This window comes from Amycolatopsis halotolerans, from assembly GCF_042647905.1.
Taxonomy (GTDB): Bacteria; Actinomycetota; Actinomycetes; order Mycobacteriales; family Pseudonocardiaceae; genus Amycolatopsis; species Amycolatopsis halotolerans.
In genome coordinates this window covers 22745-48394 of record NZ_JBHRWI010000079.1, presented here as the reverse complement: position 1 = coordinate 48394, position 25650 = coordinate 22745, and the positions used below count along the sequence as shown (strand labels likewise).

At 71.2% G+C, this 25650-nt stretch carries 24 protein-coding genes; 18 read left to right on the top strand and 6 right to left on the bottom strand.

All coding sequences use genetic code 11. The features are described from left to right. Positions 1 to 73 precede the first annotated feature (73 nt). The 4 genes from ACFORO_RS45360 (at position 74) to ACFORO_RS45345 (ending at position 2921) form a co-directional block, all read left to right on the top strand. On the top strand, positions 74 to 268 hold the full coding sequence (locus tag ACFORO_RS45360) for a ubiquitin-like protein Pup (protein WP_037806475.1): 195 nt from the start codon (positions 74 to 76) through the stop codon (positions 266 to 268). Between the two features lie 138 nt (positions 269 to 406). Next, on the top strand, positions 407 to 1270 hold the full coding sequence (prcB, locus tag ACFORO_RS45355) for a proteasome subunit beta (RefSeq protein ID WP_344274179.1): 864 nt from the start codon (positions 407 to 409) through the stop codon (positions 1268 to 1270). Between the two features lie 61 nt (positions 1271 to 1331). Further along, entirely contained in the window at positions 1332 to 2117 is a 786-nt protein-coding gene (gene prcA / locus ACFORO_RS45350; RefSeq protein ID WP_377873567.1) for a proteasome subunit alpha, read from the top strand. Between the two features lie 66 nt (positions 2118 to 2183). After that, complete coding sequence (locus ACFORO_RS45345) at positions 2184 to 2921, top strand: transglutaminase domain-containing protein (RefSeq protein ID WP_377873568.1); 738 nt, start codon at positions 2184 to 2186, stop codon at positions 2919 to 2921. On the opposite strand, the gene ACFORO_RS45340 is transcribed toward ACFORO_RS45345, so the two are convergent. The 4 genes from ACFORO_RS45340 to ACFORO_RS45325 all read right to left on the bottom strand — a co-directional run bounded on the left by ACFORO_RS45340 (position 2900) and on the right by ACFORO_RS45325 (position 7658). Continuing rightward, positions 2900 to 4135: an RNA polymerase sigma factor gene (locus ACFORO_RS45340; RefSeq protein WP_377873569.1), complete on the bottom strand. Its 1236-nt coding sequence runs from the start codon at positions 4133 to 4135 to the stop codon at positions 2900 to 2902. The genes ACFORO_RS45345 and ACFORO_RS45340 overlap by 22 nt on opposite strands. Then, complete coding sequence (locus tag ACFORO_RS45335; protein ID WP_116204978.1) at positions 4128 to 4478, bottom strand: YciI family protein; 351 nt, start codon at positions 4476 to 4478, stop codon at positions 4128 to 4130. The genes ACFORO_RS45340 and ACFORO_RS45335 overlap by 8 nt, the downstream gene beginning before the upstream one ends. Positions 4479 to 4587: 109 nt before the next feature. Continuing rightward, a complete protein-coding gene (locus tag ACFORO_RS45330; RefSeq protein WP_377873570.1) occupies positions 4588 to 5823 on the bottom strand; it encodes an alpha/beta hydrolase in 1236 nt (411 codons plus the stop codon). Between the two features lie 395 nt (positions 5824 to 6218). After that, positions 6219 to 7658, bottom strand: a complete 1440-nt coding sequence (locus ACFORO_RS45325) for a bifunctional phosphatase PAP2/diacylglycerol kinase family protein (RefSeq protein ID WP_377873596.1) — start codon at positions 7656 to 7658, stop codon at positions 6219 to 6221. A gap of 205 nt (positions 7659 to 7863) precedes the next feature. Between ACFORO_RS45325 and pafA the strand changes: the two genes are divergently transcribed. The 13 genes from pafA (at position 7864) to ACFORO_RS45260 (ending at position 21958) form a co-directional block, all read left to right on the top strand. Next, positions 7864 to 9222: a Pup--protein ligase gene (gene pafA, locus ACFORO_RS45320; protein ID WP_037806466.1), complete on the top strand. Its 1359-nt coding sequence runs from the start codon at positions 7864 to 7866 to the stop codon at positions 9220 to 9222. Between the two features lie 220 nt (positions 9223 to 9442). Further along, complete coding sequence (locus tag ACFORO_RS45315; protein WP_377873597.1) at positions 9443 to 10480, top strand: WD40/YVTN/BNR-like repeat-containing protein; 1038 nt, start codon at positions 9443 to 9445, stop codon at positions 10478 to 10480. Positions 10481 to 10634: 154 nt separating this feature from the next. Next, positions 10635 to 11627, top strand: a complete 993-nt coding sequence (locus ACFORO_RS45310; RefSeq protein ID WP_354749163.1) for a helix-turn-helix transcriptional regulator — start codon at positions 10635 to 10637, stop codon at positions 11625 to 11627. After that, positions 11624 to 12604, top strand: coding sequence for a helix-turn-helix transcriptional regulator (locus ACFORO_RS45305; RefSeq protein WP_354749165.1), 981 nt, complete (start codon positions 11624 to 11626; stop codon positions 12602 to 12604). Before ACFORO_RS45310 ends, ACFORO_RS45305 begins: the two co-directional genes overlap by 4 nt. A gap of 9 nt (positions 12605 to 12613) precedes the next feature. Continuing rightward, positions 12614 to 12826, top strand: a complete 213-nt coding sequence (locus ACFORO_RS45300) for a bacteriophage holin (RefSeq protein WP_344274208.1) — start codon at positions 12614 to 12616, stop codon at positions 12824 to 12826. Positions 12827 to 12863: 37 nt separating this feature from the next. After that, positions 12864 to 13181: a Sec-independent protein translocase subunit TatA gene (gene tatA / locus ACFORO_RS45295; RefSeq protein ID WP_344274211.1), complete on the top strand. Its 318-nt coding sequence runs from the start codon at positions 12864 to 12866 to the stop codon at positions 13179 to 13181. 88 nt (positions 13182 to 13269) lie between these two features. Next, positions 13270 to 14253: a twin-arginine translocase subunit TatC gene (gene tatC / locus ACFORO_RS45290; protein WP_377873571.1), complete on the top strand. Its 984-nt coding sequence runs from the start codon at positions 13270 to 13272 to the stop codon at positions 14251 to 14253. 2 nt (positions 14254 to 14255) lie between these two features. Continuing rightward, a complete protein-coding gene (locus ACFORO_RS45285) occupies positions 14256 to 15146 on the top strand; it encodes a diacylglycerol/lipid kinase family protein (protein WP_377873572.1) in 891 nt (296 codons plus the stop codon). 263 nt (positions 15147 to 15409) lie between these two features. Further along, entirely contained in the window at positions 15410 to 18175 is a 2766-nt protein-coding gene (locus ACFORO_RS45280; protein ID WP_377896777.1) for a DEAD/DEAH box helicase, read from the top strand. 127 nt (positions 18176 to 18302) lie between these two features. After that, the gene (locus ACFORO_RS45275; RefSeq protein ID WP_354749174.1) at positions 18303 to 19010 is read left to right on the top strand and encodes a DUF4333 domain-containing protein; all 708 of its coding nucleotides are present in this window, start codon (positions 18303 to 18305) and stop codon (positions 19008 to 19010) included. 51 nt (positions 19011 to 19061) lie between these two features. Continuing rightward, on the top strand, positions 19062 to 20261 hold the full coding sequence (locus tag ACFORO_RS45270; RefSeq protein ID WP_377873574.1) for a GNAT family N-acetyltransferase: 1200 nt from the start codon (positions 19062 to 19064) through the stop codon (positions 20259 to 20261). A gap of 37 nt (positions 20262 to 20298) precedes the next feature. Continuing rightward, entirely contained in the window at positions 20299 to 20685 is a 387-nt protein-coding gene (locus tag ACFORO_RS45265; protein ID WP_377873575.1) for a DUF4333 domain-containing protein, read from the top strand. A gap of 55 nt (positions 20686 to 20740) precedes the next feature. Beyond that, the gene (locus ACFORO_RS45260) at positions 20741 to 21958 is read left to right on the top strand and encodes a GNAT family N-acetyltransferase (RefSeq protein WP_377873576.1); all 1218 of its coding nucleotides are present in this window, start codon (positions 20741 to 20743) and stop codon (positions 21956 to 21958) included. A 49-nt stretch (positions 21959 to 22007) separates the two neighbouring features. Here ACFORO_RS45260 and ACFORO_RS45255 read toward each other — a convergent pair whose 3' ends face one another. After that, positions 22008 to 22952 (bottom strand): 5'-3' exonuclease, encoded by a 945-nt coding sequence (locus tag ACFORO_RS45255; RefSeq protein WP_377873577.1) that lies wholly within the window; start codon positions 22950 to 22952, stop codon positions 22008 to 22010. A gap of 31 nt (positions 22953 to 22983) precedes the next feature. Further along, positions 22984 to 25065: an MMPL family transporter gene (locus ACFORO_RS45250; RefSeq protein WP_377873578.1), complete on the bottom strand. Its 2082-nt coding sequence runs from the start codon at positions 25063 to 25065 to the stop codon at positions 22984 to 22986. Positions 25066 to 25142: 77 nt separating this feature from the next. Between ACFORO_RS45250 and ACFORO_RS45245 the strand changes: the two genes are divergently transcribed. Beyond that, positions 25143 to 25640, top strand: a complete 498-nt coding sequence (locus tag ACFORO_RS45245; protein WP_377873579.1) for a MarR family winged helix-turn-helix transcriptional regulator — start codon at positions 25143 to 25145, stop codon at positions 25638 to 25640. Positions 25641 to 25650 lie beyond the last annotated feature (10 nt).

Sequence of the window (25650 nt, the reverse complement as noted above, 5' to 3'; positions counted from 1 at the left end):
CGGGCCGCTGGAAGGCCCTTTTCGTCGGTACCGCTGGGTAGGCTAGGGAACATCGGCCAGACCGGGAGGCGAGATGGCGCAGGAGAAGATCGAGAAGCACGGCGGCGGCGATTCCGACGAGGAGTTCGACGACGCCGGCGGGGCGGGCCAGGAGCGGCGGGAGAAGCTCGGCGAGGACGTGGACACGATCCTCGACGAGATCGACGACGTGCTGGAGGAGAACGCCGAGGACTTCGTCCGCGCTTACGTGCAGAAGGGCGGCGAGTAGCCGCCTGCCCGTCGCGGCCGTCCCGGATGCGGGGCGGTGCGGCGGGCGCGCTGGGCCGGAGGTTTCGCGCGGCGGCGCCGGGGGCAGGTTTGCCGGTGGCGTTGCCGGGCACGGGATAGATGGGAACCGAGAGCACGTATGGACAACACCTCCTCTGGGGCGGGTTTTTCCGGGCCCGGACTGCCGTCGGCCTACTTTTCGCCGGCGACGTCGTCGTTCGCGGATTTCGTGCGCGCGACCGCGCCGGAGCTGCTGCCCGCGCGGCGGGTGCCCGCGGGCGCGGGCGAGCTGAACGCGCCGCACGGCACCACGATCGTCGCGGTCGCGTTCGCCGGCGGGGTGCTGATCGCCGGTGACCGGCGGGCGACGTCGGGGAATCTGATCGCGAGCCGGGACATCGAGAAGGTGCACGTCACGGACGAGTACTCGGCGGTGGGCATCGCGGGGACCGCGGGGCTGGCCGTGGAGATGGTCCGGCTGTACGCGGTGGAGCTGGCGCACTACGAGAAGATCGAGGGCGTTTCGCTGTCGCTGGACGGCAAGACGAACAAGCTGGCCGGGATGGTGAAGGCGAACCTGGAGATGGCGATGGCGGGCCTCGCGGTCGTGCCGTTGTTCGTCGGGTACGACCTGGAGGCCGAGGACGCGAAGCACGCGGGCCGGATCGTGTCGTACGACGCGGCGGGCGGGCGGTACGAGGAGCACGCCGGGTACGCGAGCGTCGGTTCGGGTTCGCTGTTCGCGAAGTCGTCGCTGAAGAAGCTGTACGACCCGGACGCGGATGCCGACGCGGCGGTGCGGACGGCGCTGGAGGCGTTGTACGACGCGGCGGACGACGACACCGCGAGCGGCGGGCCGGATCTGGTGCGGCGGATTTTCCCGAACGTCATCACCATCACCGCGGAGGACGGCGCGGTGGTGCTGCCCGCGGAGCGGACGGGTGCGGTGGCCGAGGCGGTGGTGGCCGGGCGCGCGGAGCGCAATCACCACCGGCCGGTCTGAGGCCGCCGATGTCCGCTGAATCAATGACTGCCGAGTTTTCGGAGAACGTGGAGCCGACACCGTGACGATGCCGTTGTATGCCTCTCCCGAGCAGCTGATGCGGGAGCGTTCCGAGCTGGCGCGCAAGGGGATCGCGCGGGGCCGGAGCGTGGTGGTGCTGAAGTATTCCGGCGGGGTGCTGTTCGTCGCGGAGAACACTTCGGCGACCTTGCACAAGGTGGCGGAGATCTATGACCGGATCGGGTTCGCCGCGGTGGGCCGGTTCTCGGAGTTCGAGAATCTGCGGGTGGCGGGGATCCGGCACGCGGATCTGAAGGGCTACCAGTACGACCGGCGGGATGTGAGCGCGCGGGCGCTGGCGAACGCGTACGCGGCGACGCTGGGCAGCATTTTCACCGAGCAGCTGAAGCCGTTCGAGGTGGAGGTCTGCCTGGCGGAGGTCGGGGCGACCGCGGCCGAGGACCAGTTGTACCGATTGACGTTCGACGGCGGGATTTTCGACGAGTCGCCGTTCGTGGTGATGGGCGGCCAGACGGACACGATCAGTGCGAAGCTGAAGGACGTGGTGGATCCGGAGCACGATCTGCGGACGGCGCTGGCGTCGGCGATCGAGGGGTTGCGGGCGACCGCGACGTCGAACGGCAACGGTCCGGCGGCCGAGACGGAGATCAAGCTCGAGGTCGCGGTGCTGGACCGGGCGAAGCCGCGGCGGGCGTTCCGGCGGTTGTCCGGGGCGGCGCTGGAGGCGTTGTTGCCGGCGAAGGAGGAGCCTGCCGAGAAGCCGGACGACTCCGGCGAAGGCGATTCCGACAAGGGCGCAGAGAAGGACTCGGGCGAGAAGGAATGACGTAACGCACTGTGGGCCGCCGGCGAATGTCGGCGGCCCACAGTCGTTTTCCGGAATACTGGCGTGGTGACGTGTGCGCTGGTGACCCCGTGGTGGCGTCGTCGTGCCGCCGGGGACAGTTCCGCCGGGGGCGGCGTGGTTCCGACGGCGATTCTCGACTGGCGCGATCCGCTCGTGCGGTCCCTGGTGCGGCAGACCGCATCCGAGAACCAGCTTGCCGGATTGCGGGCCGCGCACCGGATTATCGCCAGGTCGGTGCGGCCGGTGTACGCGGTGCAGGAGCGACAGCCGGTCTCGCGGACCTTGCGGCGCGGGCGAGGTTCGTGCAGTCAGCGTCTGGCGATTCTCGAAGGAGTCGCGCGGGCGCAAGGGATTCCGACGCGAGTGCGGGGTCTAGTCGTGGACGGCCGGTTCTGGTATCCGCGGTTTCCCCTGCTGAAGTTCCTGGTGCCGTCGCGGGTCGTGGTGGCGTGGCCGGAGTTCCGGATCGCGGACGCCTGGGTTCCGGTCGGCGAGTTGTTCGGGCCGTTGACCGAGCTGGCGGCGAGTCCGGGATTCTCCAATGACAGCGGGGAAACCCTGTTCGACGCCGTGTCCCGCACCGCGATCGACTGGGACGGGATCACCTGCGACGTCGGCGGAGCATGCGACCTCTCCGCGACGGTCCTGGTGGACCTGGGGCGTTTCGATTCGCGCGACGACTTGTTCCGGCAGCACGGGCAAACACTGTCGGGACCGTTGACGACGCTCGTCGACCCGGTGCTCAGCCGGTGGGCACCAAGTCAGAGAGCGTCGAGCCGCTGACGCAGATGGGCGCGCTCCGGCTCGGTTCCCGCGCTCTCCAACGCTTCCCGGTACGCCGCCGCTGCTTCGTCGTCACGGCCGAGTCGGTGCAGCAGGTCTCCGCGAGCCGCAGCGTACGGGTGGTAGCCCTGCAGCCGAGGCTCGTCGGCCAAGCCGTCGAGGAGTTTCAGCCCGGCTTCGGGTCCGTCGCGCATCGCCACTGCGGCCGCGCGGTTGAGCGCGACGACCGGAGTCGGCGTGAGCGTCAGCAGGATGTCGTACAGCGCAACGATCTGCGGCCAATCGGTGCTCGCGACATCCGGTGCTTCGGCGTGGAGCGCGGCGATCGCCGACTGCACCCCGTACGGCCCGGGAGGCCCTCCCGTGAGCGCGACCGGCACCAGCGCGCAGCCCTCGTCGATCAGCGCTGCGTCCCAGGACGTCCGGTCCTGGTCTTCCAGCAAGACGAACTCGCCGTCCGGCCCGGTGCGGGCGGCGCGGCGCGCGTGGACGAGAAGCAGAAGCGCGAGCAGTCCGGTGATTTCGCGTTCGGCGGGCAGGAGGCGGTGCAGGATCCGCGCCAGCCGGATGGCTTCCTCGGCCAGGTCCGGACGCTGGATGTCCGGGCCGGAGCTGGCCGCGTAGCCCTCGGTGAACAGCGAATACAGCACTTGCAGCACGCCCGGGAGGCGGGAGCGCAGCTCGTCGCCGGCTGGGACGCGGAACGGGATGCGGTGGTCGCGGATCCGGTTCTTGGCCCGCACGATCCGCTTCGCCATCGTCGCGGTCGGCACGAGGAACGCCCGCGCCACCTCGGGTGTCGTGAGCCCGGCCAGGCAGCGCAGCGTGAGCGCGAGCCGGTCCTCCGCGGCCAGCGCGGGATGCGCGCAGGTGAAGAACAGCTGGAGCCGGTCGTCGGGCAGGTCGCCGTCGGCCCCGGGCAGCGGGGGAGGATCGCTGCGTTCGGATTCCGCTTGCAGGACAGCGAGTTTCGCCGCGTACGCCTGGTCCCGGCGGAGCCGGTCGACGGCCTTGCGGCGCGCGGTCGTCATCAGCCACGCGCCGGGCTTCGGCGGGACGCCGTCCACCGGCCAGCGCACCAGCGCGGCCTCCACTGCTTCGGCGGCGACCTCCTCGGCGAGGTCGAGATCGCCGAAGCGGCGGACGAGCGCGCCGAGCAGGCGGCCGTGCTCCTCGCGGAACACGGCCGCCACGGACGCTCGCGCGTCAGGCATCGAAATCGGCGATCGGGCGCACCACGACCGAACCGTCGCGGGAACCGGGGCAGCGGGCCGCCCAGTCGAGCGCCGCGTCGAGGTCCGGCACGTCCAGCACGTAGAACCCGCCGAGCAGCTCGCGGGTTTCGGCGAACGGGCCGTCGGTGGTGATCGAACGCTCGCCGTCCGCGCCGACCCGCACCTTGGTCGCGGTCACGAGGTCGGCGAGCGACTCCCCGCTGACGAACACCCCCGCGTCCCGGACTTCCTTGTCGTAGGCCATCCAGTCGGCGGGCTCGCAGCCGGCGGCCCCGCCCTGCTCGGTGGCCGCGGAAGCGTGAATCAGCAGCAGGTACTTCATGGTCGGGCTCCTTCGTCGGTCAGCGCGGCCGTGGTGCCGCACTGACCTCACCACGAACGGCGCCCGCCCGGATGGACAGGGCCCCGGAAGATATTTCCGGGAAATCCGCTCAGGAGGAAGCAGGAGCGCTGCGGAAGTTCTGATCGGCGAAAGCGAGCATGTAGGGAAGCGTCGCGCGGGCGGTGTGCCAGGTGTGGTTGAACCCGCGTTCGGCGTGCACCACGACCTCCTGGCCGCGCCGCTGCAGCGACCCGGCGATGCGGTGCGCGGTCGCGACGTCGGTCGGCGCGCCGGTGCCGACGGTCAGCATCACGGCGAGCTTCTGCGGGAACGGCATCGTCGGGATGTAGCGGCGCGGGGTGTTCGCCGCGATCGCGGCCTGGTTGCCGCCGAGGACGCCGACGGAGTCGTTCAGGTCGTCGTACGGCAGCGAGATCAGCAGCGTGCCGAACTCGTCGAGGTGGTGCAGCCCGATGTTCAGCGCGCCGAAGCCGCCGCCGGACATGCCGCCGAGCGCGCGGTGGCCGCGGTCGGGGAACGTGCGGTAGTGCTGGTCGACCGACGGCACGATGCTGCTGGCGAGATACGTCTCCAGCTGCGGCCCGCCCGGGACGTTCAGGCATTCCCAGTCGGTGCTCGGCCGGTTGGCGGTGAGGTCGACGCTCACGATGATCATCGGCTGGATCACGTGCGCGTCCTCGAGGCTCTGCAGCGTCTGCGGCGCGGAGCCGGACGTGAGCCAGTCGCGCGGCCCGCCGTAGGGGTAGCCGTGGATCAGGTAGACGACCGGGTAGCGCTTGGCCGCGTTCGCCGGGTCGTGGTAGCCGGCCGGGAGGATCACGTAGTTCTCGCCGTTCGCGACGCCGTGCGCCGGGTCGGGCACGTTCAGCACCTCGGTGCTGCCGTTGGCGTTGGACGGAGCCGCCGGGCGGGCGGCGGTGGGGGAGCTGCCGCTGTTCCCGCCGGTGGAGCTGCTCGCGGTGCTGGGATCCGAGTCCTCGGCCGGATCGTCGCTGGTGCTGCGCAGCAGGGTGCCCGCGACGTTCATCGCGCCGGAACCGCGCTGCAGCAGCCTGCCGAGGTCGCTGGGCGTGCGGACGTAGCCGACGTAGCTGTTCACCGCGGTGATCGCGGCGAGCAGGAACAGCGCGATCGCGCCGCTGATGCCCCAGCGGCGCGCGCGGCGGCGATGCGCGAGCGCGATGGTGACGGCGAGGACCGCGGCGGCGGCCCCGGCGAACGCGAGCCACACCAACGGGGATTCGAGCGGCCCGAGGTCCCTCGCCTGGGAGGTGACCGACGGGGGCAGGACCGGGTCGACAGCCTGCGGGAGCAGCCGCGTCATCCGCGGCCTGCCGCGGACGGGCAGCTCGGACCGCGGGTGGAAAGACGCACTGAGTAGACCCCTGCCGTGAACTGGTGCGGACACGACTGTCCGCACCTCGAAGATCACGCTAGGGACGGCTCGCTGTGGATTCGTTGAGAGAAGGTAAAGGAATGGTCAAGAATAGTTGCGGCGACGGCGAGCGGAGGGTAAGCGCGCAGGTCAGAGCCGGGAGTGCCGGGCACGCAGTGGCGAAGAACTCGGTGCCCGGCCGACCGCGTCCGGAGGGACCTTAGGGCAGGCCAGACGTCCGTGAGGGGAACCCTGAGGGACTCAGAGTCCCTCAGGGTTCCCCTCACGGACGGTGGTCCTCGCGCTCAAGTTCCCTGGCATGGGACCTCGGGGCAGGACGGCCGTCAAGAAGCGCTGTCCGGGTTGCGGTAGACGGTCAGCGCGCTCGGCCGCGACCGGAACCGGAACTCCCGCCCGAGCGGCCCGACCTCGCCGTCGGTGGCGACCCGGCGGTTCCCGTCGAGCAGCCGGACGTGCAGCTCCGGCAGGTCCCGCTGCCGGTAGACGCGGCTCGCGTGCAGGCTGTTGGTGAGGCTCGCGAGCACGAACCGCAGCCGCGACCAGCGCACGTCCGCCCGCACGTACCGGACGTCGAGCAGGCCGGTGTCGAGCGCCGGGCGCCGCGACGGCGCGAACCCCTTCGGCGCGTACGTGCCGTTGCCGACGAAGATCAGCCACACCTGCGTCGGCTTCCCGTTCAGCTGGACCCGCAGCGGTTTCGCGTGCCGCATGACGCGCACCAGCGCGATCGCCGCGGACGGCCACTTCGGGAACCGGGACTGCAGCTTCTCCCGCAGCCGCACCATTTCCGGGTACCCGCCGAGGCTGGCGGTGTTGACGAACCAGCGGTGCTCGGGCTCGCCGGTCCCGTCGATCTCGACCTCGGCCAGGTCGATGCCGACCGCGTGCCCGCCCTCGGTCGCCTCGTCCGCGTCCGGCATCGAACGGACCCCGATGTCGCGGGCGAAGTGGTTGAGCGTCCCGGCCGGGATCAGCGCCAGCGGCAGCCCGCGTTCGGCCGCGACCGACGCCACCGCCGCGACCGTGCCGTCCCCGCCCGCCACGCCGAGCGCGCGGACCGAACCGTGCGCTTCGATCTCGGCGGCGAGCTGCTCGCGCAGATCCCGCGACGGGTCCGGATAGATCAGCGACGCCTTCGGCCAGGCGTAGCGGACGTCCTCGGTCGGGTCCTGGCCGTTGACGCCCGAATGCGGGTTCACCAGCGCCAGCATGTCCTCGCCGTCGCGCATCTCCGGGGCCTGCGCCGAATGGGCGGTGCGGGCGCGCGCGTCCGGGTGCAGCGGCCACCAATGCCGGGTCAGCACCGCGCCCCCGGTCCCGATCGCCAGCCCCGCCGCGACGTCGCTCGGCCAGTGCACCCCGGTGTGGACCCGCGAGTACGCGACCGCCCCGGCGAGCGGGAAAAGCGCGAGCCCGGCGCGGGGCGACTCCATCGCCACCGCGGTCGCGAACGCGGCCGCCGAAGCCGAATGCCCGGACGGGAACGACGACGAGGTCGGCCGTTTCCGCAGCTGACGGTGCGCGGGAACCTCTTCCTCGGCCGGACGGCGGCGCGGGAACAACGGCTTCGCGACCAGGTTCGCCGCGGCGCTCGCCCCCGCGATGGCGGCGATCCCGCGCAGCGCGCCCCGCCGCGCCGGGCCCTTCCGCACCGCCAGCACGGCCGCCACGCCCCACCAGAGCCGCGATTTGTCCGCACTTCGGGACAACGCGGTCACCACGTCGTCGGCGCGCGTGCGCCGCAGTGCCGCACTGCGCCGCATCAGCGCCCGATCCCGCCGCCCCACCTGCCGGAACGCCCGGCCGACCTGCTGGAACACTCTCGTCCACCTCCGCTGGCCGGGCCGGGCCCGCCACCGGCCCCGGCGACCGGTTTCCGCCGCATTGTCACCACTTGCAACGTACCGACCGCGTGTCGCCGCCCGAACGGCGCACCTTCCGCGGGGGTCCAGCGCCTACTCTGGTGGGATGCAGCGGCGGATCTTTGGCATCGAGACCGAGTTCGGGGTCACGTGCACCTTTCACGGCCAGCGCAGGCTCTCGCCCGACGAGGTCGCGCGCTATCTCTTCCGGCGGGTCGTCTCGTGGGGACGCTCGTCCAACGTGTTCCTGTCCAACGGCTCCAGGCTCTACCTCGACGTGGGCTCGCACCCTGAATACGCGACGGCCGAATGCGACGACCTGACCCAGCTCGTCACGCACGACAAAGCCGGCGAGCGGATCCTCGAGGACCTCCTCGTGGACGCCGAGCGCAGGCTCGCCGACGAGGGCATCGGCGGCGACATCTTCCTGTTCAAGAACAACACCGACTCCGCGGGCAACTCCTACGGCTGCCACGAGAACTACCTGGTCACCCGGGCAGGCGAATTCTCCCGGATCGCCGACGTCCTGCTGCCCTTCCTCGTCACCCGCCAGCTCATCTGCGGCGCGGGCAAGGTCCTGCAGACCCCGCGCGGCGCGGTGTACTGCCTCTCCCAGCGCGCCGAGCACATCTGGGAAGGCGTCTCCAGCGCCACCACCCGGTCCCGGCCCATCATCAACACCCGCGACGAACCCCACGCCGACGCCGAGCGCTACCGGCGCCTGCACGTCATCGTCGGCGACTCCAACATGGCCGAGCCGACGACGATGCTGAAGGTCGGCTCGGCGCACCTGGTGCTCGAGATGATCGAGGCCGGGGTGCAGTTCCGGGACTTCACGCTGGACAATCCGATTCGGGCGATTCGGGAGATCAGCCATGACCTCACCGGTCGTCGGCAGGTTCGGCTGGCCGGCGGGCGGGAGGCTTCGGCGCTGGATATTCAGCGGGAGTATCACGCTCGGGCTGTGCAGCATTTGAAGGAGAACGGGTCTACTCCTGCCAATGAGCGGGTTGTGGAGTTGTGGGGGCGGGCGCTGGAGGCTGTGGAGGAGCAGGACTTCAGCAAGATCGATACCGAGATCGACTGGGCGATCAAGCATCGGCTGGTGGAGCGGTATCGGGCCAAGCATGATCTGGATTTGTCCAGTCCGCGGGTGGCTCAGTTGGATCTCGCCTATCACGACATTCGGCGTGGGCGGGGGATTTTCGATCTGCTGCAGCGGAAGGGGCTGGTGCGGCGGGTTACTGATGACGGGGAGATCGAGGCTGCGAAGGATACTCCGCCGCAGACTACTCGGGCGAAACTGCGCGGGGACTTTATTGCGGCTGCGCAGGCTGCTGGGCGGGACTTTACGGTGGACTGGGTGCATTTGAAGTTGAATGACCAGGCGCAGAGGACTGTGTTGTGCAAGGACCCGTTTAGGTCTGTGGATGAGCGGGTGGAGCGGCTCATCGGGTCGCTGTAATTTGGCGCCGGCTCCGCCGTCGCGTGCGTGATCGCCTTTGAGTCGGCGTCTGGAGGGCAGTACACCCGGCCTGGGGGCCGGGCGCACTGCCCTCCAGACGCCGACGCGATCCCGCGTGGCACTCAAGCGAGCGGATAAGCGCCGGAGCTCCAAGCAGGAAACGTTGTTGCGGGGGAGAGAACCGACGAAAGTTGTCGGGGGCGTGCGGCAGGATCTGCGCATGCGCGGGTTTCGGGCGGGTCTTGTTCTCATAGCGGTGCTGTCGGTGGCTTTTGGCGGGGTTGCTGCGGCATCCTCCCTGCCGTCGTGGCGGGTTTTGCCTACGGGCACGACGGCGCAGTTTCGCGGGTTGTCCGCGGTCAGTGAACGGGTCGCTTGGGTCAGCGGGACTCAGGGCACTGTGTTGCGGACTGTTGACGGCGGTCGCAACTGGACTTCAGCGGGTCCGCCTGCCACCGGCAAGCTTGAGTTTCGTGACATCGAGGCCTTTGATGCTGACCATGCCGTCGTGCTGTCGATCGGGCCGGGGGCGGATTCCCGGGTCTACCGGACTGACGACGGCGGGAAGAACTGGCGGCAGACGTTCAGCAATCCTGATTCCGCGGCGTTCTATGACTGTCTGGCCTTCTTTGATCCCTGGCGCGGGCTTGCGATGAGCGATCCGGTCAACGGGAAGTTCCGGGTGCAGGCGACCTTTGACGGCGGGCGCAGTTGGCGGCAGGTTCCGGACGACGCGTTTCCGCCCGCGGAGGCCGGAGAAGCCGGGTTTGCCGCGAGTGGGCAGTGCATCGCTACGTCTGGGCCGTTTGATGCGTGGCTTGCTACTGGCGGTGGGCCGCACGCGCGCGTTTTGCACTCTGGTGATGGCGGGCGGCACTGGGCTGCGTCTGTCACGCCGTTGCCCAGCAGTGCGTCGGCTGGGGTGTTCGCGGTTGCGTTTCGTACGCCGTGGCAAGGGGTTGCGATTGGCGGGGACTACGCCAATCCGACTGCGCCTGGACCGGCGGTCGCGGTGAGCCGCGACAGTGGGCGCAGCTGGCGTACGCCGCCGGAGCATCCTGCTGGGTATCGGTCCGGGCTTGCTTGGCGTGGTGGGACGGTGCTCGCCGTGGGACCTGGTGGGAGCGATCTGAGCCGCGACGGGGGACGGCATTGGGTCTCGTTCGACACGGGCAGTTTTGACACCGTTGATTGCACGTGGTTCGGCGCGTGTTGGGCCAGCGGGGTCAAGGGGCGGGTGGCGAAGTTGGTTTCGTGAGGGGGAACCCGATCCGGGGTGTGAGTCCGCTGGAACGGCGGTGGGTGACGGGGCGGGAGCGGAGGGGCCGTTCGCGCCACCCGGGCTGACCAGGCGCGACGCGCGCGGGGCAGACCTCGCGATGGCCGGCAGCGGGGAGAGCTAGAGTCGTCTGGTGTCCACCGCACGCGCCGAACGGCTGGTCAACCTTGTGCTGGCCCTGCTCTCCACCCGGCAGTACCTCACCGCGGAGCGGATCCGCGGGATCGTTCCGGGGTACGCCGAGGCGGCCAGTGACGACGCCTTTTTTCGCACGTTCGAGCGGGACAAGACCGAGTTGCGCGAGCTGGGGATTCCGCTCGAGACCGGGCGCAACTCCGTATTCGACCCGGTCGAGGGGTATCGGATCGCTCGTCGCGACTACGAGCTCGGCGAGATCGATCTCGCGCCGGACGAAGCCGCGGCGGTGGGGCTCGCGGTTCGGCTTTGGGACTCGCCGGAGCTGACCGGGCAGGCGCAGGGTGCGCTGGTGAAGCTGCGGGCGGCCGGGGTCGAGGTCGACGACCAGGCGCCGACGGTGATCGAGCCTCGGGTGCGGGCGGAGCCGGCGTTCGCGCCCATGTTGGCTGCCGTCCAGGCCGGGCAGGCGGTTCGGTTCGAGTATCGGCGCAGCGGGTCGCCGGAGCGGCGGATTCGCACGCTCGAGCCCTGGGGCGTCGTGTCCTGGCGGGCTCGTTGGTATGTCGTGGGGCATGACCGGGATCGCGACGCGACCCGATGTTTTCGGCTTTCGCGGGTGACCGGGAAGGTTGTCGCGATCGGGAAACCTGGCGCGGTCGCCAGGCCCGAGGGCGTCAATTTGATGCAGTTGGTGTCGGTGACGGGCGGCAGTGAGGATCCTGCTCCCGTGACGACTGCCCGGTTGTGGATCGCGGACGGGCGGGCCGCGGGGGTGCGCCGTCGCGGGGACGTGGTGGGGCGCGAGATCGTCGCGGGCGAGGAAGGCGACGTGATCGAGATCGGGCTGTACTTCCCGGAATCTGCCGCCGACTGGATCGCGGCGCAGGGGCCGGACGTGCTCGTGCTCGAACCGGACGTGCTGGCCAAGTCCGTGCAGCACCGGCACGAGGCCGTGCTCGCCCGCGTGGAGCAGGGGAGCGTGCGATGAGCGCTTCCGGCGAACGCATGCCGAGACTGCTCGCGCTCGTGCCCTACCTGCTGGCCCGCCCCGGCATCCGGATCGACGAGGCCGCCCAGGACTTCGACGTCACCCCGCGCCAGCTGCGCAAAGACCTCGAACTGCTCTGGATGTGCGGCCTGCCCGGCTACGGGCCCGGCGACCTCATCGACCTGTCCTTCGAAGGCGACACCATCGTCGTCACCCACGACGCCGGGATGAGCCGCCCGCTGCGCCTCACCGGCGGCGAGGCCACCGCGATGCTGGTCGCGCTGCGCGCGCTCGCCGAAACCCCGGGCGTGGCCGACGGCGACGCGGTCCGCCGCGCCATCGCCAAAATCGAGGACGCCGCCGGACAAGCCCGCCCGGCCGGAGTCGTCGTCGGGGGAGGCGTGCGCGAAGGAGCCCGCGCCGCCCGCACCCGCGAGACCGTCGCCGGCGCGCTGCAGGAAGGCCGCGCGCTGCGGATGCGCTACTACACCGCCTCGCGCGACCAGATCACCGAACGCACCGTCGACCCGATGCGGCTCGTCATCGTCCAAGGCGTCGGCTACCTCGAAGCGTGGTGCCGGCGCGTCGAAGGCGTCCGGTTGTTCCGCCTCGACCGGGTGGACGCGCTCACCGTATTGGACGAACCCGCAGCTCCGCCCGCCCACGCGCGGCCCACCGACCTGTCCGACGGCGTCTTCTCCGCCCGTCCCGATCAGCGGGTCGCCCATCTCGTCCTGGACCCCGACGCCCGCTGGGTCGCCGAGTACTACCCCTGCGAGGAACTCGACGAACTCGACGGCGGACGGCTGCGCATCGCCATGCGCTACAGCGACGAGCCCTGGATGGTCCGGCTCGTGCTCAGCCTCGGCGGGGAAGCCCAGGTGGAGAGCCCCGCCACACTCGCCGAGGCAGTCGGTCGCCGAGCGGCCGACGCCGTGGCGCGTGCCCGTCATCTCGCGTCCATCTCCGACCGATAAGGTGGTTTGGTGCCGTACCTGCCCGTCTATGTGCTGCTCGCGGCCGGCCTGCTCGTCCTGGCCCTGCTGCTGGTACGGACCGCCGGAGTCTTGCGCCGCTTCCGCCGCACCATGAGCATGGTAAGTGCGGACACCCACGACCGGACCGGACTCATCCGGGCCCGGTCCGCGGCACTCCGTGTGGCCGTGGCCGAACGCCGCCCGGCGGCCGGCAACAAGTAACATCAGCACAGACCCCAGACAAGGAGGGCAGACGACCATGAACGCGCTGCAGCCGTGGCACATCATCGTTCTGGTGCTCGTGGTGGTTCTGCTGTTCGGAGCGAAGCGGCTCCCGGACGCGGCCCGGTCCATCGGCAAGTCCATGAAGATCTTCAAGGCCGAGACCAAGGACCTGACCGGCGAGCAGAAGGCCGAAGCCGAGGCCGAATCCGCCGACACCCGGCACATCGCCGCTCCCGCGCCCGCGCAGACCGCGCAGGACAAGCAGGTCGCCGACCTCCAGCGCCAGCTCGACGAACTGAAGAAGCAGCAGGCGGCCGCCCCGGCCGACCAGCCGCAGAAGAACGCGAGCTGACCCTCCGCGCGCACCACCCGGTCCCCGGTCCACGGCGGCGCGCCGGTCCGGCGCGCCGTGGCGGGCTCTGACGAGAACGGAACGACCAGTGGCGGAAGCCGCCAACGGCAACGGAAGCCGGTCCAGCAAGCGGACCCGGCGCAGCCGCCGGAAGAACCCCGACGGCACGATGACGCTCATCGAGCACATCTACGAGTTCCGCCGCCGCCTCGGCTGGGCGGTCGTTTTCATCGTCGTCGGCGCGATCTTCGGGTTCATCTGGTTCGAGCAGCGGCTCGGCCCGATCCCGTCGCTGGGCGACATCATGACGCATCCGTACTGCGCCATCCCGGCCTCGCAGCGCTTCGCCGGCGACCAGCCCGGCTGCCGCCTGCTGCAGACCGTTCCGTTCGAAGCGTTCATGATCCGCCTCAAGGTCGGCGTCGCGGCGGGCGCGGTCCTGCTCTCGCCCGCCTGGCTCTACCAGATCTGGGCGTTCATCGCCCCCGGCCTTTACGCCAAAGAGCGCCGGTACGCGATGATCTTCGTCAGCTTCGCCTCGGTGCTCTTCGCCGCCGGCGCGGTGCTGGCCTACCTGCTCGTCCCGCACGCGCTGGCGCTGCTCGCCGGCTTCGGCCAGGACCAGTTCGTCACCGCGCTCACCGCGGACAAGTACATCTCCTTCATCCTGTCGCTGCTGGTGATCTTCGGCGTCAGTTTCGAGCTCCCGCTGCTCGTCGTGATGCTCAACCGCGTCGGCGTGCTCAAGTACCAGCAGCTCAAGCGGTGGCGCCGCGGCCTCGTGTTCGCGCTGTTCGTGTTCGCCGCGTTCGCCACCCCCGGCTCGGACCCGTTCTCGATGCTCGGCCTCGCCGGCGCGCTCACCCTGCTGTTCGAGCTGTCGATCCAGATCGCCCGCTTCCACGACCGCAAGCTCGACCGCGGCCGCCACGACGAGGGCTGGGACCAGCTCGCCGACGACGAGGCCGCGCCGTTCACCTACACGCCGAGCACCGCCGACGGCGAAGAACCCACCGCGCAGAGCCCGTCGACCGGCCGCTCGAGCTCCGGCTCGACCGACGACATCACCTGACCGTGGGCCTGAACGCAGCACTGGCCGTGCACCCGGCCTCCGGGCGCGGCGCGGCCGCCCGCGTCGCCGAAGCGGTCGCGGCGCGGCTCCGGCCCGCCGTCGACCGGCTCGACCTCCTCACCGCCACCAGCGTCGAGGAATCCCGCGCGCTCATGCGGTCCTCGCACGCCGAAGGCCTCGACGTGCTCATCGTCCTCGGCGGCGACGGCGCGGCCCACCAAGGCGTCCAGTTCTGCGCCGACCACGGCGTCGCGCTCGGCCTCGTCCCCTCCGGCACCGGCAACGACTTCGCCCGCGCTCTCGGCATCCCCGCCGACCCGCGCGCCGCCACCGACGCCCTCGCGAGAGCGCTGCAAGCCGGGCACCGCCGCCGCGTCGACCTCGGCCGAGCCGGCGACACGTGGTTCTCCACCGTGCTCTGCGCCGGATTCGACGCCGCCGTCAACGCCCGCGCGAACGCGATGCGCTGGCCCGCCGGCCCCCGCCGCTACGACCTGGCCATCCTCGCCGAACTCGCCGCGTTCCGGCCCAGCCCGATCGTCGTGCACACCGACCACGGCGTCCTCTCCGGCGAGACCAGCCTCATCGCCGTCGGCAACACCCCGTACTACGGCGGCGGCATCCCGATCTGCCCCGACGCCACCCCCGACGACGGGCTCTTCGACGTCACCGTCATCGGAGCCCCCGGCCGCGCCCGCCTGCTGCGGATGCTGCCGCACCTGCGCACCGGCGAACACGTGCACAAGCCCAGCGTCGAAACCTTCCGCACCCGCACCCTCCGCGTCGAAGCACCCGGCTGGCCCGTCTACGCCGACGGCGAAGACCAAGGCCAGACGCCGGTCGAAGCGGTCTGCGTGCCCTCCGCGCTCACGGTCGTCGCCCCCGCGCCGTGACCGGCGGCACGCCGCGTGCCGGCTGCCTGCGGCGGCGAGCGCCCCAATGCCACATTGGGTGCATCCGACGCACCCAATGTGGCGTTCGGTGCGTTGAGCGCACCCAATGTGGCATTGGGGCGCGCAAGACCGCGCGCAACCTGAATCCGCACAGCGACAGCGCCTCGTGAGTGCCTAAGCCGGTGAGAACCGGCATCGCCGCTCACGAGGGCGTTCGCGCACGCCGCGTGCGGAATGTCGGTGGCATATGAAACCCTGACCGGGTGGCCACTAGCCCTTCACCATCGCCGGCCGAGGCCTACGCTGCCTCCCGTCGCCGCGCCAAGCACCCCCAGCTGACCCGGTTTTCCGCCGAATCGGCCTTCGAATTCGACGATTTCCAGATCCGCGGCTGCGAAGCGCTCGAGGAGGGCCACGGCGTCCTGGTCTGCGCCCCCACCGGAGCCGGCAAGACCGTGGTCGGCGAGTTCGCCGTCCACCTCGCCCTCGCCGAGGGCCGCAAATGCTTCTACACCACGCCGATCAAGGCGCTGTCGAACCAGAAGTACGCCGACCTCGTCGAGCGCTACGGCAACGACGCCGTCGGCCTGCTCACCGGCGACACCTCGATCAACGGCAACGCCCAGGTGGTCGTCATGACCACCGAGGTGCTGCGCAACATGCTCTACGCGGGCAGCTCCTCGATCCCCGAACTCGGCTACGTCGTCATGGACGAGGTCCACTACCTCGCCGACCGCTTCCGCGGCGCGGTCTGGGAGGAAGTGATCCTCCACCTGCCCGACCACGTCCGCGTCGTCGGCCTGTCCGCCACCGTCAGCAACGCCGAGGAATTCGGCGAATGGCTCGTCGAGGTCCGCGGCGACACCACCGTCGTCGTCGACGAGCACCGCCCGGTCCCGCTGTGGCAGCACATGCTCGTCGGCAACCAGCTGCTCGACCTGTTCGCCGGCCAGAACGAGGCCGACCCGGGGGAGCAGCTGCGGATCAACCCCACGCTGCTGCGCAAAACCGACGACATGGGCCGGTTCGCGCCGAACTTCCGCGGGCCTCGTGGCGGCCGCCGCGGAGCCCCGCCGCGCGGGCCCAGGTTCCGGCCCCCGTCCCGGGTCGACGTGACCGAACGGCTCGACCACGCCGGGCTGCTGCCCGCGATCGTGTTCATCTTCTCCCGCGCCGGCTGCGACGCCGCCGTAGCCCAGTGCGTCCGCTCCGGCCTGCGGCTCAACGGCCCCGAACAGGTCGAGGAGATCCGCCGGATCGTCGACGCCCGCACCGCCGAACTGCCCGAGGGCGACCTCGGCGTCCTCGGCTACTGGGAATGGCGCGAGGCGCTCGAACGCGGCTTCGCGGGCCACCACGCCGGGCTGCTGCCCGCGTTCAAGGAAACCGTCGAGGAACTGTTCGTGCGCGGCCTGGTCAAGGTCGTGTTCGCGACCGAAACCCTCGCGCTCGGCATCAACATGCCCGCCCGCACCGTCGTGCTCGAACGGCTCGTGAAATACAACGGCGAGGCGCACGTCGACCTCACCCCGGGCGAATACACCCAGCTCACCGGCCGCGCCGGCCGCCGCGGCATCGACGTCGAAGGCCACGCCGTCGTCTCCTGGCAGCCCGGCGTCGACCCGAAGGCCGTCGCCGGCCTCGCCTCCACCCGCACGTACCCGCTGCGCTCCTCGTTCCGCCCCGGCTACAACATGGCGGTCAACCTGGTCGCCCAGGTCGGCGCGGACGCGGCCCGCGACCTGCTGGAACAGTCCTTCGCGCAGTTCCAGGCCGACCGGTCGGTCGTCGGCACCGCGCGGCGGATCGAACGCAACAAGGAAGCCCTCAAGGGCTACACCGACGCGATCTCCGGCGACTTCGAGCAGATGCTCGAGTACGTCGAGCTCCGCGCGCAGATCTCCGCCCGCGAGAAGACCTTGTCGCGGCAGAACACCTCCTCCCGCCGCGCCGAAACCGCGCAATCGCTGGAGAAGCTGCGCAAGGGCGACGTCATCCCGGTCCCGGCCGGCCGCCGCGCCGGGCTCGCCGTGGTCGTCGACCCCGGCCTCGACCCGATCCGCGAACCGCGGCCGGTCGTCGTCACCGAGGACCGCTGGTCCGGGCCGCTGTCGGTCGCCGACTTCCCGGCCCCGGTCGAAGCGCTCGGCCGGATCAAGCTGCCCAAGCACATCGAACTGCGCTCGCCCAAGACCCGCCGCGACATCGCCTCGTCGCTGCGCAACGCCGGCATCGCCCTGCCCGGACGCCAGCGCCGCCGCACCGCGGCCGCCGACGACGCCGAACTCGCCTCGCTGCGCCGCGCCCTGCGCGCCCACCCGTGCCACGGCCTCGCCGAACGCGAGGCCAACCTCCGCTGGGTCGAGCGCTACCAGCGGCTCTCCGCCGAAACCGAACAGCTCGAACGGAAAGTCGCGGCCACCACGCACTCCCTGGCCCGCGCGTTCGACCGGATCCTGCGGCTGCTCGGCGAACGCGGCTACGTCCGCCCCGGCGACGGCGAGGACCGCGTCACCGAACACGGCCGCCGCCTCACCCGCCTCTACAGCGAATCCGACCTGCTCGCCGCCGAGTGCATCCGGCACGGCGTGTGGACCGGCCTCGGCCCGGCCGAACTCGCCGCCGTCGTGTCCACGCTCGTGTTCGAGGCCCGCCGCGACACCGCGGGCGAACCCCGGCTGCCCGGCGGCGCGGTCCCCGGCGCGTGGCAGGAAACCAGCAGGCTGTGGGTCGAACTCACCGAGGACGAACGCCGCCACCGCCTCGACCGCACCCGCGAACCCGACGCCGGCTTCGCGTGGCCGGTCTACCGCTGGGCGCGCGGCGAATCCCTGGAGAAGGTCCTCACCGCGGCCGAGACCAACGGGCAGGAACTCTCCGCGGGCGACTTCGTCCGCTGGTGCCGCCAGGTCATCGACCTGCTCGACCAGGTCCGCGACGTCCTCGGCAAGGAGGACCCGGTCGGTTCGGCGGCGGCACAAGCGGTCCGCGCGCTGCGCCGCGGCGTCGTGGCCGCGGGCGCGGCATGACCGCGAGGGCACACCTTAGTAGCGACTGCGCGCGGACACGTGTGCCAGGTCCAGACCTGTGGTTGGATCGCGCACGACACCCCCGGCCCGGCCCGCGGGTGCGGACACACGAAGGCGGAGGCCAACGATGAGCACGCCGTATGGCGGCAACGACCCGCGGCAGCAGCCCCAGTACGGGCAACAGCCCTACGGCCAGGACCCGCAGTACGGGCAGCAGCCGGGCGGCGCGTACCCGCAGAGCGGGCCGCAGCAGCAGCCGTACCCGTCCCAGCAGTACGGGCAGCAGCCCTACGGTCAAGACCCCCAGTACGGGCAGCAGCCGGGCGGCTACCCCCAACAGCAGCAGCCCCAGCAGCCCCAGTGGGGCCAGCAGCCGCCGCCGTACGGGCAGCAGCCGCAACAGCCCTACGGCCAGCAGCAGTACGGCGAGCCGCAGCAGCAGTACGGCGGCCAGCAGCCCGGCCAGTACGACTACGGCCAGCCCGGCGGGGCCGCGCCGGAATCCTCGGGCGGGTCGAAGAAGGGCCTGTTCATCGGGATCGGCGCGCTTGTCGTCGTGGTGGCCGTCGTCGCGATCCTCGGCTTCGTCGCGCCCGGCTTCTTCAAGACCCAGGTCTTCAACAACAACCAGATGCAGACCGACGTCGCGAAGATGCTCACCGACACCTACAAGATCCAGGGCGTCAGCGGAGTCACCTGCCCGGCCGAGCAGAAGGTGGAGGACGGCGCGAAATTCGAATGCACCGCCACCATCAACGGCAAACCTCAGCAGGTGCCGATCACCGTCAAGGGCACCGACGGCAACTACGAGGTCTCGCCGCCCGCCGCCAAGTGACGCCATTCAATTCAGTGGCGATCTCGGGGCCGCCCCGGCGATGATCGGGGCATGAGCGACCGCACCGTCCGCATCCTCCGTCCCGACGAGCAGCGCGGGGCCTGGGACCTGTTCCGGGCCGCGCTGCACGTCCAGCCCGGCACCGACGAGGACTGGGACCGCGTCTCCAAGGCCTACGAGGCCGAACGCAGCTGGGGCGTCTTCGAACCGGACCTGGTCGGCACCGCCCGGTCCTTCGCGGCGGAAATGGTCGTTCCCGGCGGCGCGCGGCTCCCGCTGGCCGCGGTCACCGGCGTCGGCGTCCGAGCCGGACGCACCCGGCGCGGCGTGCTCAGTGCGCTGCAGGCCGCGCAGCTGGCGGACTTCGCCGAACGAGGCGTCGCGCTTTCGCTGCTGTACGCGTCGGAAGGCGCGATCTACGGCCGTTACGGCTACGGAGTCGCGACCCTCGCGAAGCGGGTCGTGGTCGACCGGCACCGCGCGCAGTTGCGCCTGGACGTGCCGGCCGGGGGAGAGGTCACCGTCCTCGGCGTCGACGAGGCCGCCCCGAAATGGCCGGAACTGTACGCCGCGACCGCGACGGGCCGCGTCGGTGCGATGACCCGGTCCGAGGTCTACTGGCCGGGATACGAGGCATCGCTGCGCCGCCGAGCGAAACTGCTCCAGACCGCCGTGCACCGCGGCCCGGACGGCGACGACGGCTTCCTGACCTACTACGTCGAGGAAGACGCCAACGAGCACGCCAAGCTGAACGTGATGGCGTTCCACTACGCCAACCCGGCCGCGTTCGCCGGACTGTGGCGGTTCCTGCTGTCGGTCGACCTGGTCGACGAGATCGTCCTCGCGATGCGCCCGCTCGACGAACCGCACGCGCTGCTGTTCGCCGACCCCCGGATGGCGAAAACCGAAAGCACCGACGACGAATGCTGGCTCCGGCTGGTCGACGTGCGGGCCGCGCTCGCCGCCCGCACCTACGGTCCGGCCGAACCCGTCGTCCTCGAGGTGTTCGACCGGTCGCTGCCGGGCAACGACGGCCGCTATGTCGTCGGACCGGACGGCGCCTCGCGCACGGACGCGGAACCGGCGCTGCGGCTCTCCGCGGACACGCTCGCGATGCTCTACTTCGGGACGTGGCGCGCGTCGGCGCTCGCCGCCACCGGCCGGATCGAGGTGTTCGACCCGGCCGCTCCCGAGGCCGCCGACGTTCTCTTCGGCACGCGCGAATCGGTGTGGTGCGGTACGTTCTTCTGACCGTTGACCAGACGTTTCGCGCAGAGGAGCGGGATTGATGCGCGCCGTGCCGGTGCTGCTGTTGTGCGGCTTGGGAATGCTCGCCGCCGCGGGCTGCGACAGCGGGACGCCCCCGCCTCCGGTCCACACCGTCACGGTCACGCCGAACAGCCCCGCGGAGCCGGGCGTCGCGTCGTCGTCCGCGCCCAGCTCGTCGGAAGCGATGCGGGTGTTCGATTCCCGGGTGATGGCCTCGGCCGTCACCCGGCTCCTCACCACCGACTACAAGATGGCGAACGTCGGCACGGTCTCCTGCCCCGACCGGCAGCCCGTCGCCGACGGCTCGCGGTTCCAGTGCACTGTGGACATCGCGGGCGCGACGAAACACGTCCCCATCACGGTGACCGGCGCGGACGGCAAGTACCGCGTCGACCCGCCGCAATAGCCCAGCCGCGGTAAATCCGATGGCCGCGCGGCGGCGGCATTGGTTCAATCGGGTCATGAGCGACTACGTGGTGCGCCAGATCACCGACGCCGAAAGCCGCGAGACCTTCGACCTTCTGGTGCGTTCCCTGCACGGAAACCCGCCCTCGGACGAGCGCTGGGCGAAGGTCAGCGATTCCTGGGCGGCGGACGGCCGGACCGGAGCGTTCCACGACGGCGAAGCCATCGGCATCGCCAGCTCGTTCGCCACCACGCTCACCGTCCCCGGCGGCGCCACGGTGCCGATGGGCGCGGTCGACGGCGTCGGCGTCCGCGCGGACTGGACCCGCCGCGGCGTGCTCACCGCGATGATGGACCGGCAACTGCACGACTTCGTGCGGCGCGGCCACGTCGTCGCCGCGCTGCACGCGAGCGAAGCGCTCATCTACGGCCGCTTCGGCTACGGCGTCGCGACCCGCATGGCCACCCTGCAGGTCAAGCAACCCGCGCCGCTGCGCGAAAGCGTCGACCTCCCCGGCCGGGTCCGGCTGCTCGCCACCGACGAGGCGATCGCGACGATTCCCTCGCTGTACCAACGAATCGACACCCACCGGCCGGGCATGATCGCCCGCCCGGAACCCTGGTGGCCCATCGCGTTCAACTGGCACCTCCACCCGGACGGCGGCAACCACCGCGTGGCTGTCCACACTGGACCGAACGGCGACGACGGCTTCGCCGTGTTCCACGTCGTGCCGCAGAACAGCTACCTCGACCCGGAGCGCGGCGCCGCGCTCGAAGTCCACGAGCTGCACGCGGCGACCCCGGAAGCGCTGGCCGGGCTGTGGCGGTTCCTGCTGTCGGTCGACCTGATCGAGGTCGTGAACGCGCGCGGCCGTCCGGTGGACGATCCGGTGGGCCTGCTGCTCGTCGACCCGCGCCGGGCGCAGACGATCGGCGTCGACGACGAACTGTGGCTGCGGTTGATCGACGTGCCGGCTGCGCTCGCCGCGCGCACGTACGGCTCGCGGGAACCGGTGGTGCTGGAGGTGAACGACCGGATGCTGCCGGACAACCGCGGCCGTTACCGGGTCAGCAGCAACGGGGTCGAGCGCACGGAGGACGAAGCGGATCTGCAGCTCGACGTCGACACCTTGGCGATGCTGTACCTCGGCGCGTGGGAAGCCGGTCCGCTCGCGTTGTCGGGCCGGATCGCCGGTGCGAGCGCGGAAACCCTGGCACGCGTGGACGCGCTGTTCCGGACCGGGACTCAGCCCTGGACCGGCACGCACTTCTGACCGGAAGGGTTCCAGCGCCCGCCCGAGCGCTGGAACCCCTGCGCTGTCGTCAGGCTCCCGGCAGAGCCGCCAGCAACCGCTCCACCGAACGGCCCAGGTTCCACCGCTCGGCCAGTTCCGCCACCCGATCCGGATCGGCGGGCGCGGTCGGCACCGCGTCCGGCCCGGACTGCTCGACCGGCGCGTCCACCGCGACCCGCACCACCGTGGGCGCGACAGCCAGGTAATCCGCGGCGTCGGAGAGCCGCAGGCGGGTCTTCAGCGGCACCCGCGAATCCCCGGCCGAGGAAGCGGCGACGAGTTCCTCCAGCGACCCGAACTGCGTGATCAGCTTCGCCGCGGTCTTCTCGCCGATCCCGGCCACGCCCGGCAGCCCGTCCGACGGGTCGCCGCGCAGGGCGGCCATGTCGGCGTAAGCGGGCCCGGCCTGTTCGACCGGAACGCCGTACTTCTCGGCGATTTCCCGCTGCCCCAGCACTTCCGCCTTCGCCCAGCCCTTACCGACGTACACGACCGACGTCGGCGTCGGCTCCTCGCGCACCAGCTGGAACAGGTCGCGATCGCCGGTGATCACCTCGACCGGCGCGTCCTTCTCCCGGGTCGCGAGCGCGCCGATCACGTCGTCCGCCTCGTACCCGGCGGCCTCCGCGACGGCGAACCCGAACGCCTCCAGCACTTCCAGGATGATCGGCACCTGCGGGGTCAGCGTGTCGGGCACCTCCTCGACGTCCGCCCCGCCGTCCCCGGCCTCGGCGACCCGGTGCGCCTTGTAGCTCGGCAGCAGATCGGTGCGGAACTTCGGCCGCCAGTCCGCGTCGAGACAGGCGACCAGCCGCGACGGACGGCGGTCGGTCAGGATGCGCGCGATCGTGTCGGTGAACCCGCGCACGGCGTTGACCGGCGTCCCGTCGGGCGCGGTCATCGAATCGGGCAGCGCGTAGAACGAGCGGAAGTAGAGGCTCGCGGAATCGAGGAGAGCGAGTGGTCCGGTCACCCGCACAGCCTGCCACGTCCGGGCCGCGGGCTCACCCGACGCGCCGGTCCAGCCGCGACGGCCACCAGATCCGCCCGCCGAGGTCGACCGTCAACGCGGGCACCAGCAGCGACCTGACGAGAAGCGTGTCCACCAGCACGCCGAACGCGACGATGAACGCGATCTGGGCGAGGAACAGGATCGGGATCACCGCCAGCGCGGAGAACGTCGCCGCGAGCACCACCCCGGCCGAGGTGATCACGCCGCCGGTCACCGCGAGCCCGTGCAGCGTGCCGTCCCGGGTGCCCCGCCGTTTCGTCTCCTCGCGCACCCGGGTCATCAGGAAGATGTTGTAGTCGATCCCGAGCGCCACGAGGAACACGAACCCGAACAACGGCACCACCGGGTCCGCGCCGGGGAAGTGCAACAGGTGGTTGAACACCAGCGCCGAGACGCCCATCGTGGCGGCGAACGACAGCACCACCGTCGCGATCAGCAGCAGCGGGGCCAGCAGCGCGCGCAGCAGCAAGGCCAGCACGGCGAAGATCACCACCAGCACGATCGGGATGATCACCGCCCGGTCCCGCTGCGAGGTCCGCTGCGTGTCGAGCTGGATCGCGGTCTGCCCGCCGACCTTCGCCTCCGCCGACGGCACCGCGTGCACGGCGTCGCGCACCTTGTCGACGGTCGCCACGGCGTCCTCGGAATCGGCTGGCGCGGAAAGGATCGCGAGCAATTCGACCCGCCCGCCGACTTCGAGCGGACGCCGGTCGGGACCGGCGAGCGGGAAGACAGTCGCGACGCCCGGCACGCGCGCGGCTTTCGCCACCTCGGTCGCGGCCGCGGCGTTGGCGACGATCACCGCGGGCGATCCCGCCCCGGCGGCGAAGTGCCTGCCGAGCGCCTCCTGGCCGGTCACCGAATCCACCTTGTCGAGGAACACGTCGGACTGCGCGGTGCCGGACGCCTTGAGCTGGGGCAGGAACGCCGCCCCGGCGACGAGCACCAGCGCCGACAGCACCCAGACCGCGCGCGGGCGGGCGCCGACCGTGCGGGAGACCCGGCCCCAGATCCCGGAGGTCTCCGGATGCGGCGTACCGTGCCGCGGCCGGAACGGCCAGAACGCGCCGCGTCCGCACAGCACGAGCATCGCGGGCAGGAAGGTGGTCGAGGCGAGCAGCGCCGCGCCGATCCCGATCGCGGCGACCGGGCCGAGTCCCTTGTTCGAGTTGAGATCGCTGAACAACAGGCACAGGACGCCGAGAATGACCGTCCCCGCCGACGCCGCCACCGGTTCCAACGTCGCCCGCCAGGCCAGCCGCATCGCCTCGAAGCGGCCCGGGGTGTCGCGCAGCTGCTCGCGGAACCGGGCGACCAGCAGGAGCGCGTAGTCGGTCGCGGCGCCGAACACGAGGATCGAGAGGATGCCTTGGCTCTGCCCGTTCAGCGCGAGGACGTCGTTCTTCGCCAGCAGGTACACCACGAGGCTCGCCAGGGCGAGCGCGAACACCGCCGAGACCAGGACCAGCAACGGCAGCAGCGGGCTGCGGTAGACCACGAGCAGGATCAGCGCGACGACCGCGCCCGCGACGATCAGCAGCACGCCGTCGATCCCGCCGAACGCCGTCACCAGGTCCGCGATCTGCCCGCCCGGCCCGGTGACCAGCACGGTCAGCCCGTCCGGCCCGCCGCCGAGCTTCGCCCGGACCTCCTTGACGACCTCCGCCGGATTCCCGCCCGCGTCGACCGGCACCGAGAGCTGCGCGGCCTTGCCGTCCTCGGAGAACGTCGCGGGCTTCACCGGACCGGCGACCCCGGCGACCGCGTCGGCACGCGCGGGCAGCGCGCCGAGGTAGGCGCGGTCGGCCGTGCTCAGCCCGGCCTCGCGTTCCGCGACGACGATCGCGGGCAGCGTCTGGCGCGGAGTGAACGCCTTCTGTTCTTCCTGCACCTGCGTCGCTTCGGCCGAGCGCGGCAGGAACGCGGCGTTGTCGTTCTTCGAAACCGTGCTCAGTTTTCCGGCGAACGGCCCGCCGAACCCGCCGACGGCGAGCCAGACGACGACGAGCAGCGCCGGGAGCGCCCAGCGGACGCGGCGACGGCTCGACGCAGGCGGGATTCCGGGCTCAGCCATGGTGGATACAGTCCTTCGAGCGGAATAAGAGGGACGATATGTTCAGCAAGCTGAACATATCGCACGAGGGAGGGCGGATGGGCACCGAGGAGACCTCGCCGGGCGACGGGGAGCTGGCGTCCTGGCCGACCGGGCGGCTGCTCGCCGTCGCGGCGCGGCTGGTCGAACAGAAGTGGACCTCGGTGCTCGCGGGGCTGGGGCTGACCCACGCCGGGCTGATCGTGCTCCATCTGCTGGGCGAAGGCCCGCTCGCACAGCGCTCGCTCGCCCGTCGCTGCGAAGTGACCGACCAGACGATGAGCCGCACCCTCGACCGGCTTTCCCGAGAAGGGTTCGTCGCCCGCGCGCCCGACCCGGCCGACTCCCGCCGCCGCCTCGTCGCGATCACCGCCGCCGGCCGCGAAGTGCACGCGCGGGCGATCCGCGCCGAACGGCACGGCACCGGCGCGTTCGGGGCCGCGGTCGCCAATGACCAGTTCCGCGCACAGCTGGTGCAGTTGATCTCCGGCCTGCGCGAAGACCGTTCCGGCGCACCCCCGGCCGGTCGGGACGAACGCGGCGGCGCCGGGTACTAGGCTCGGCGTC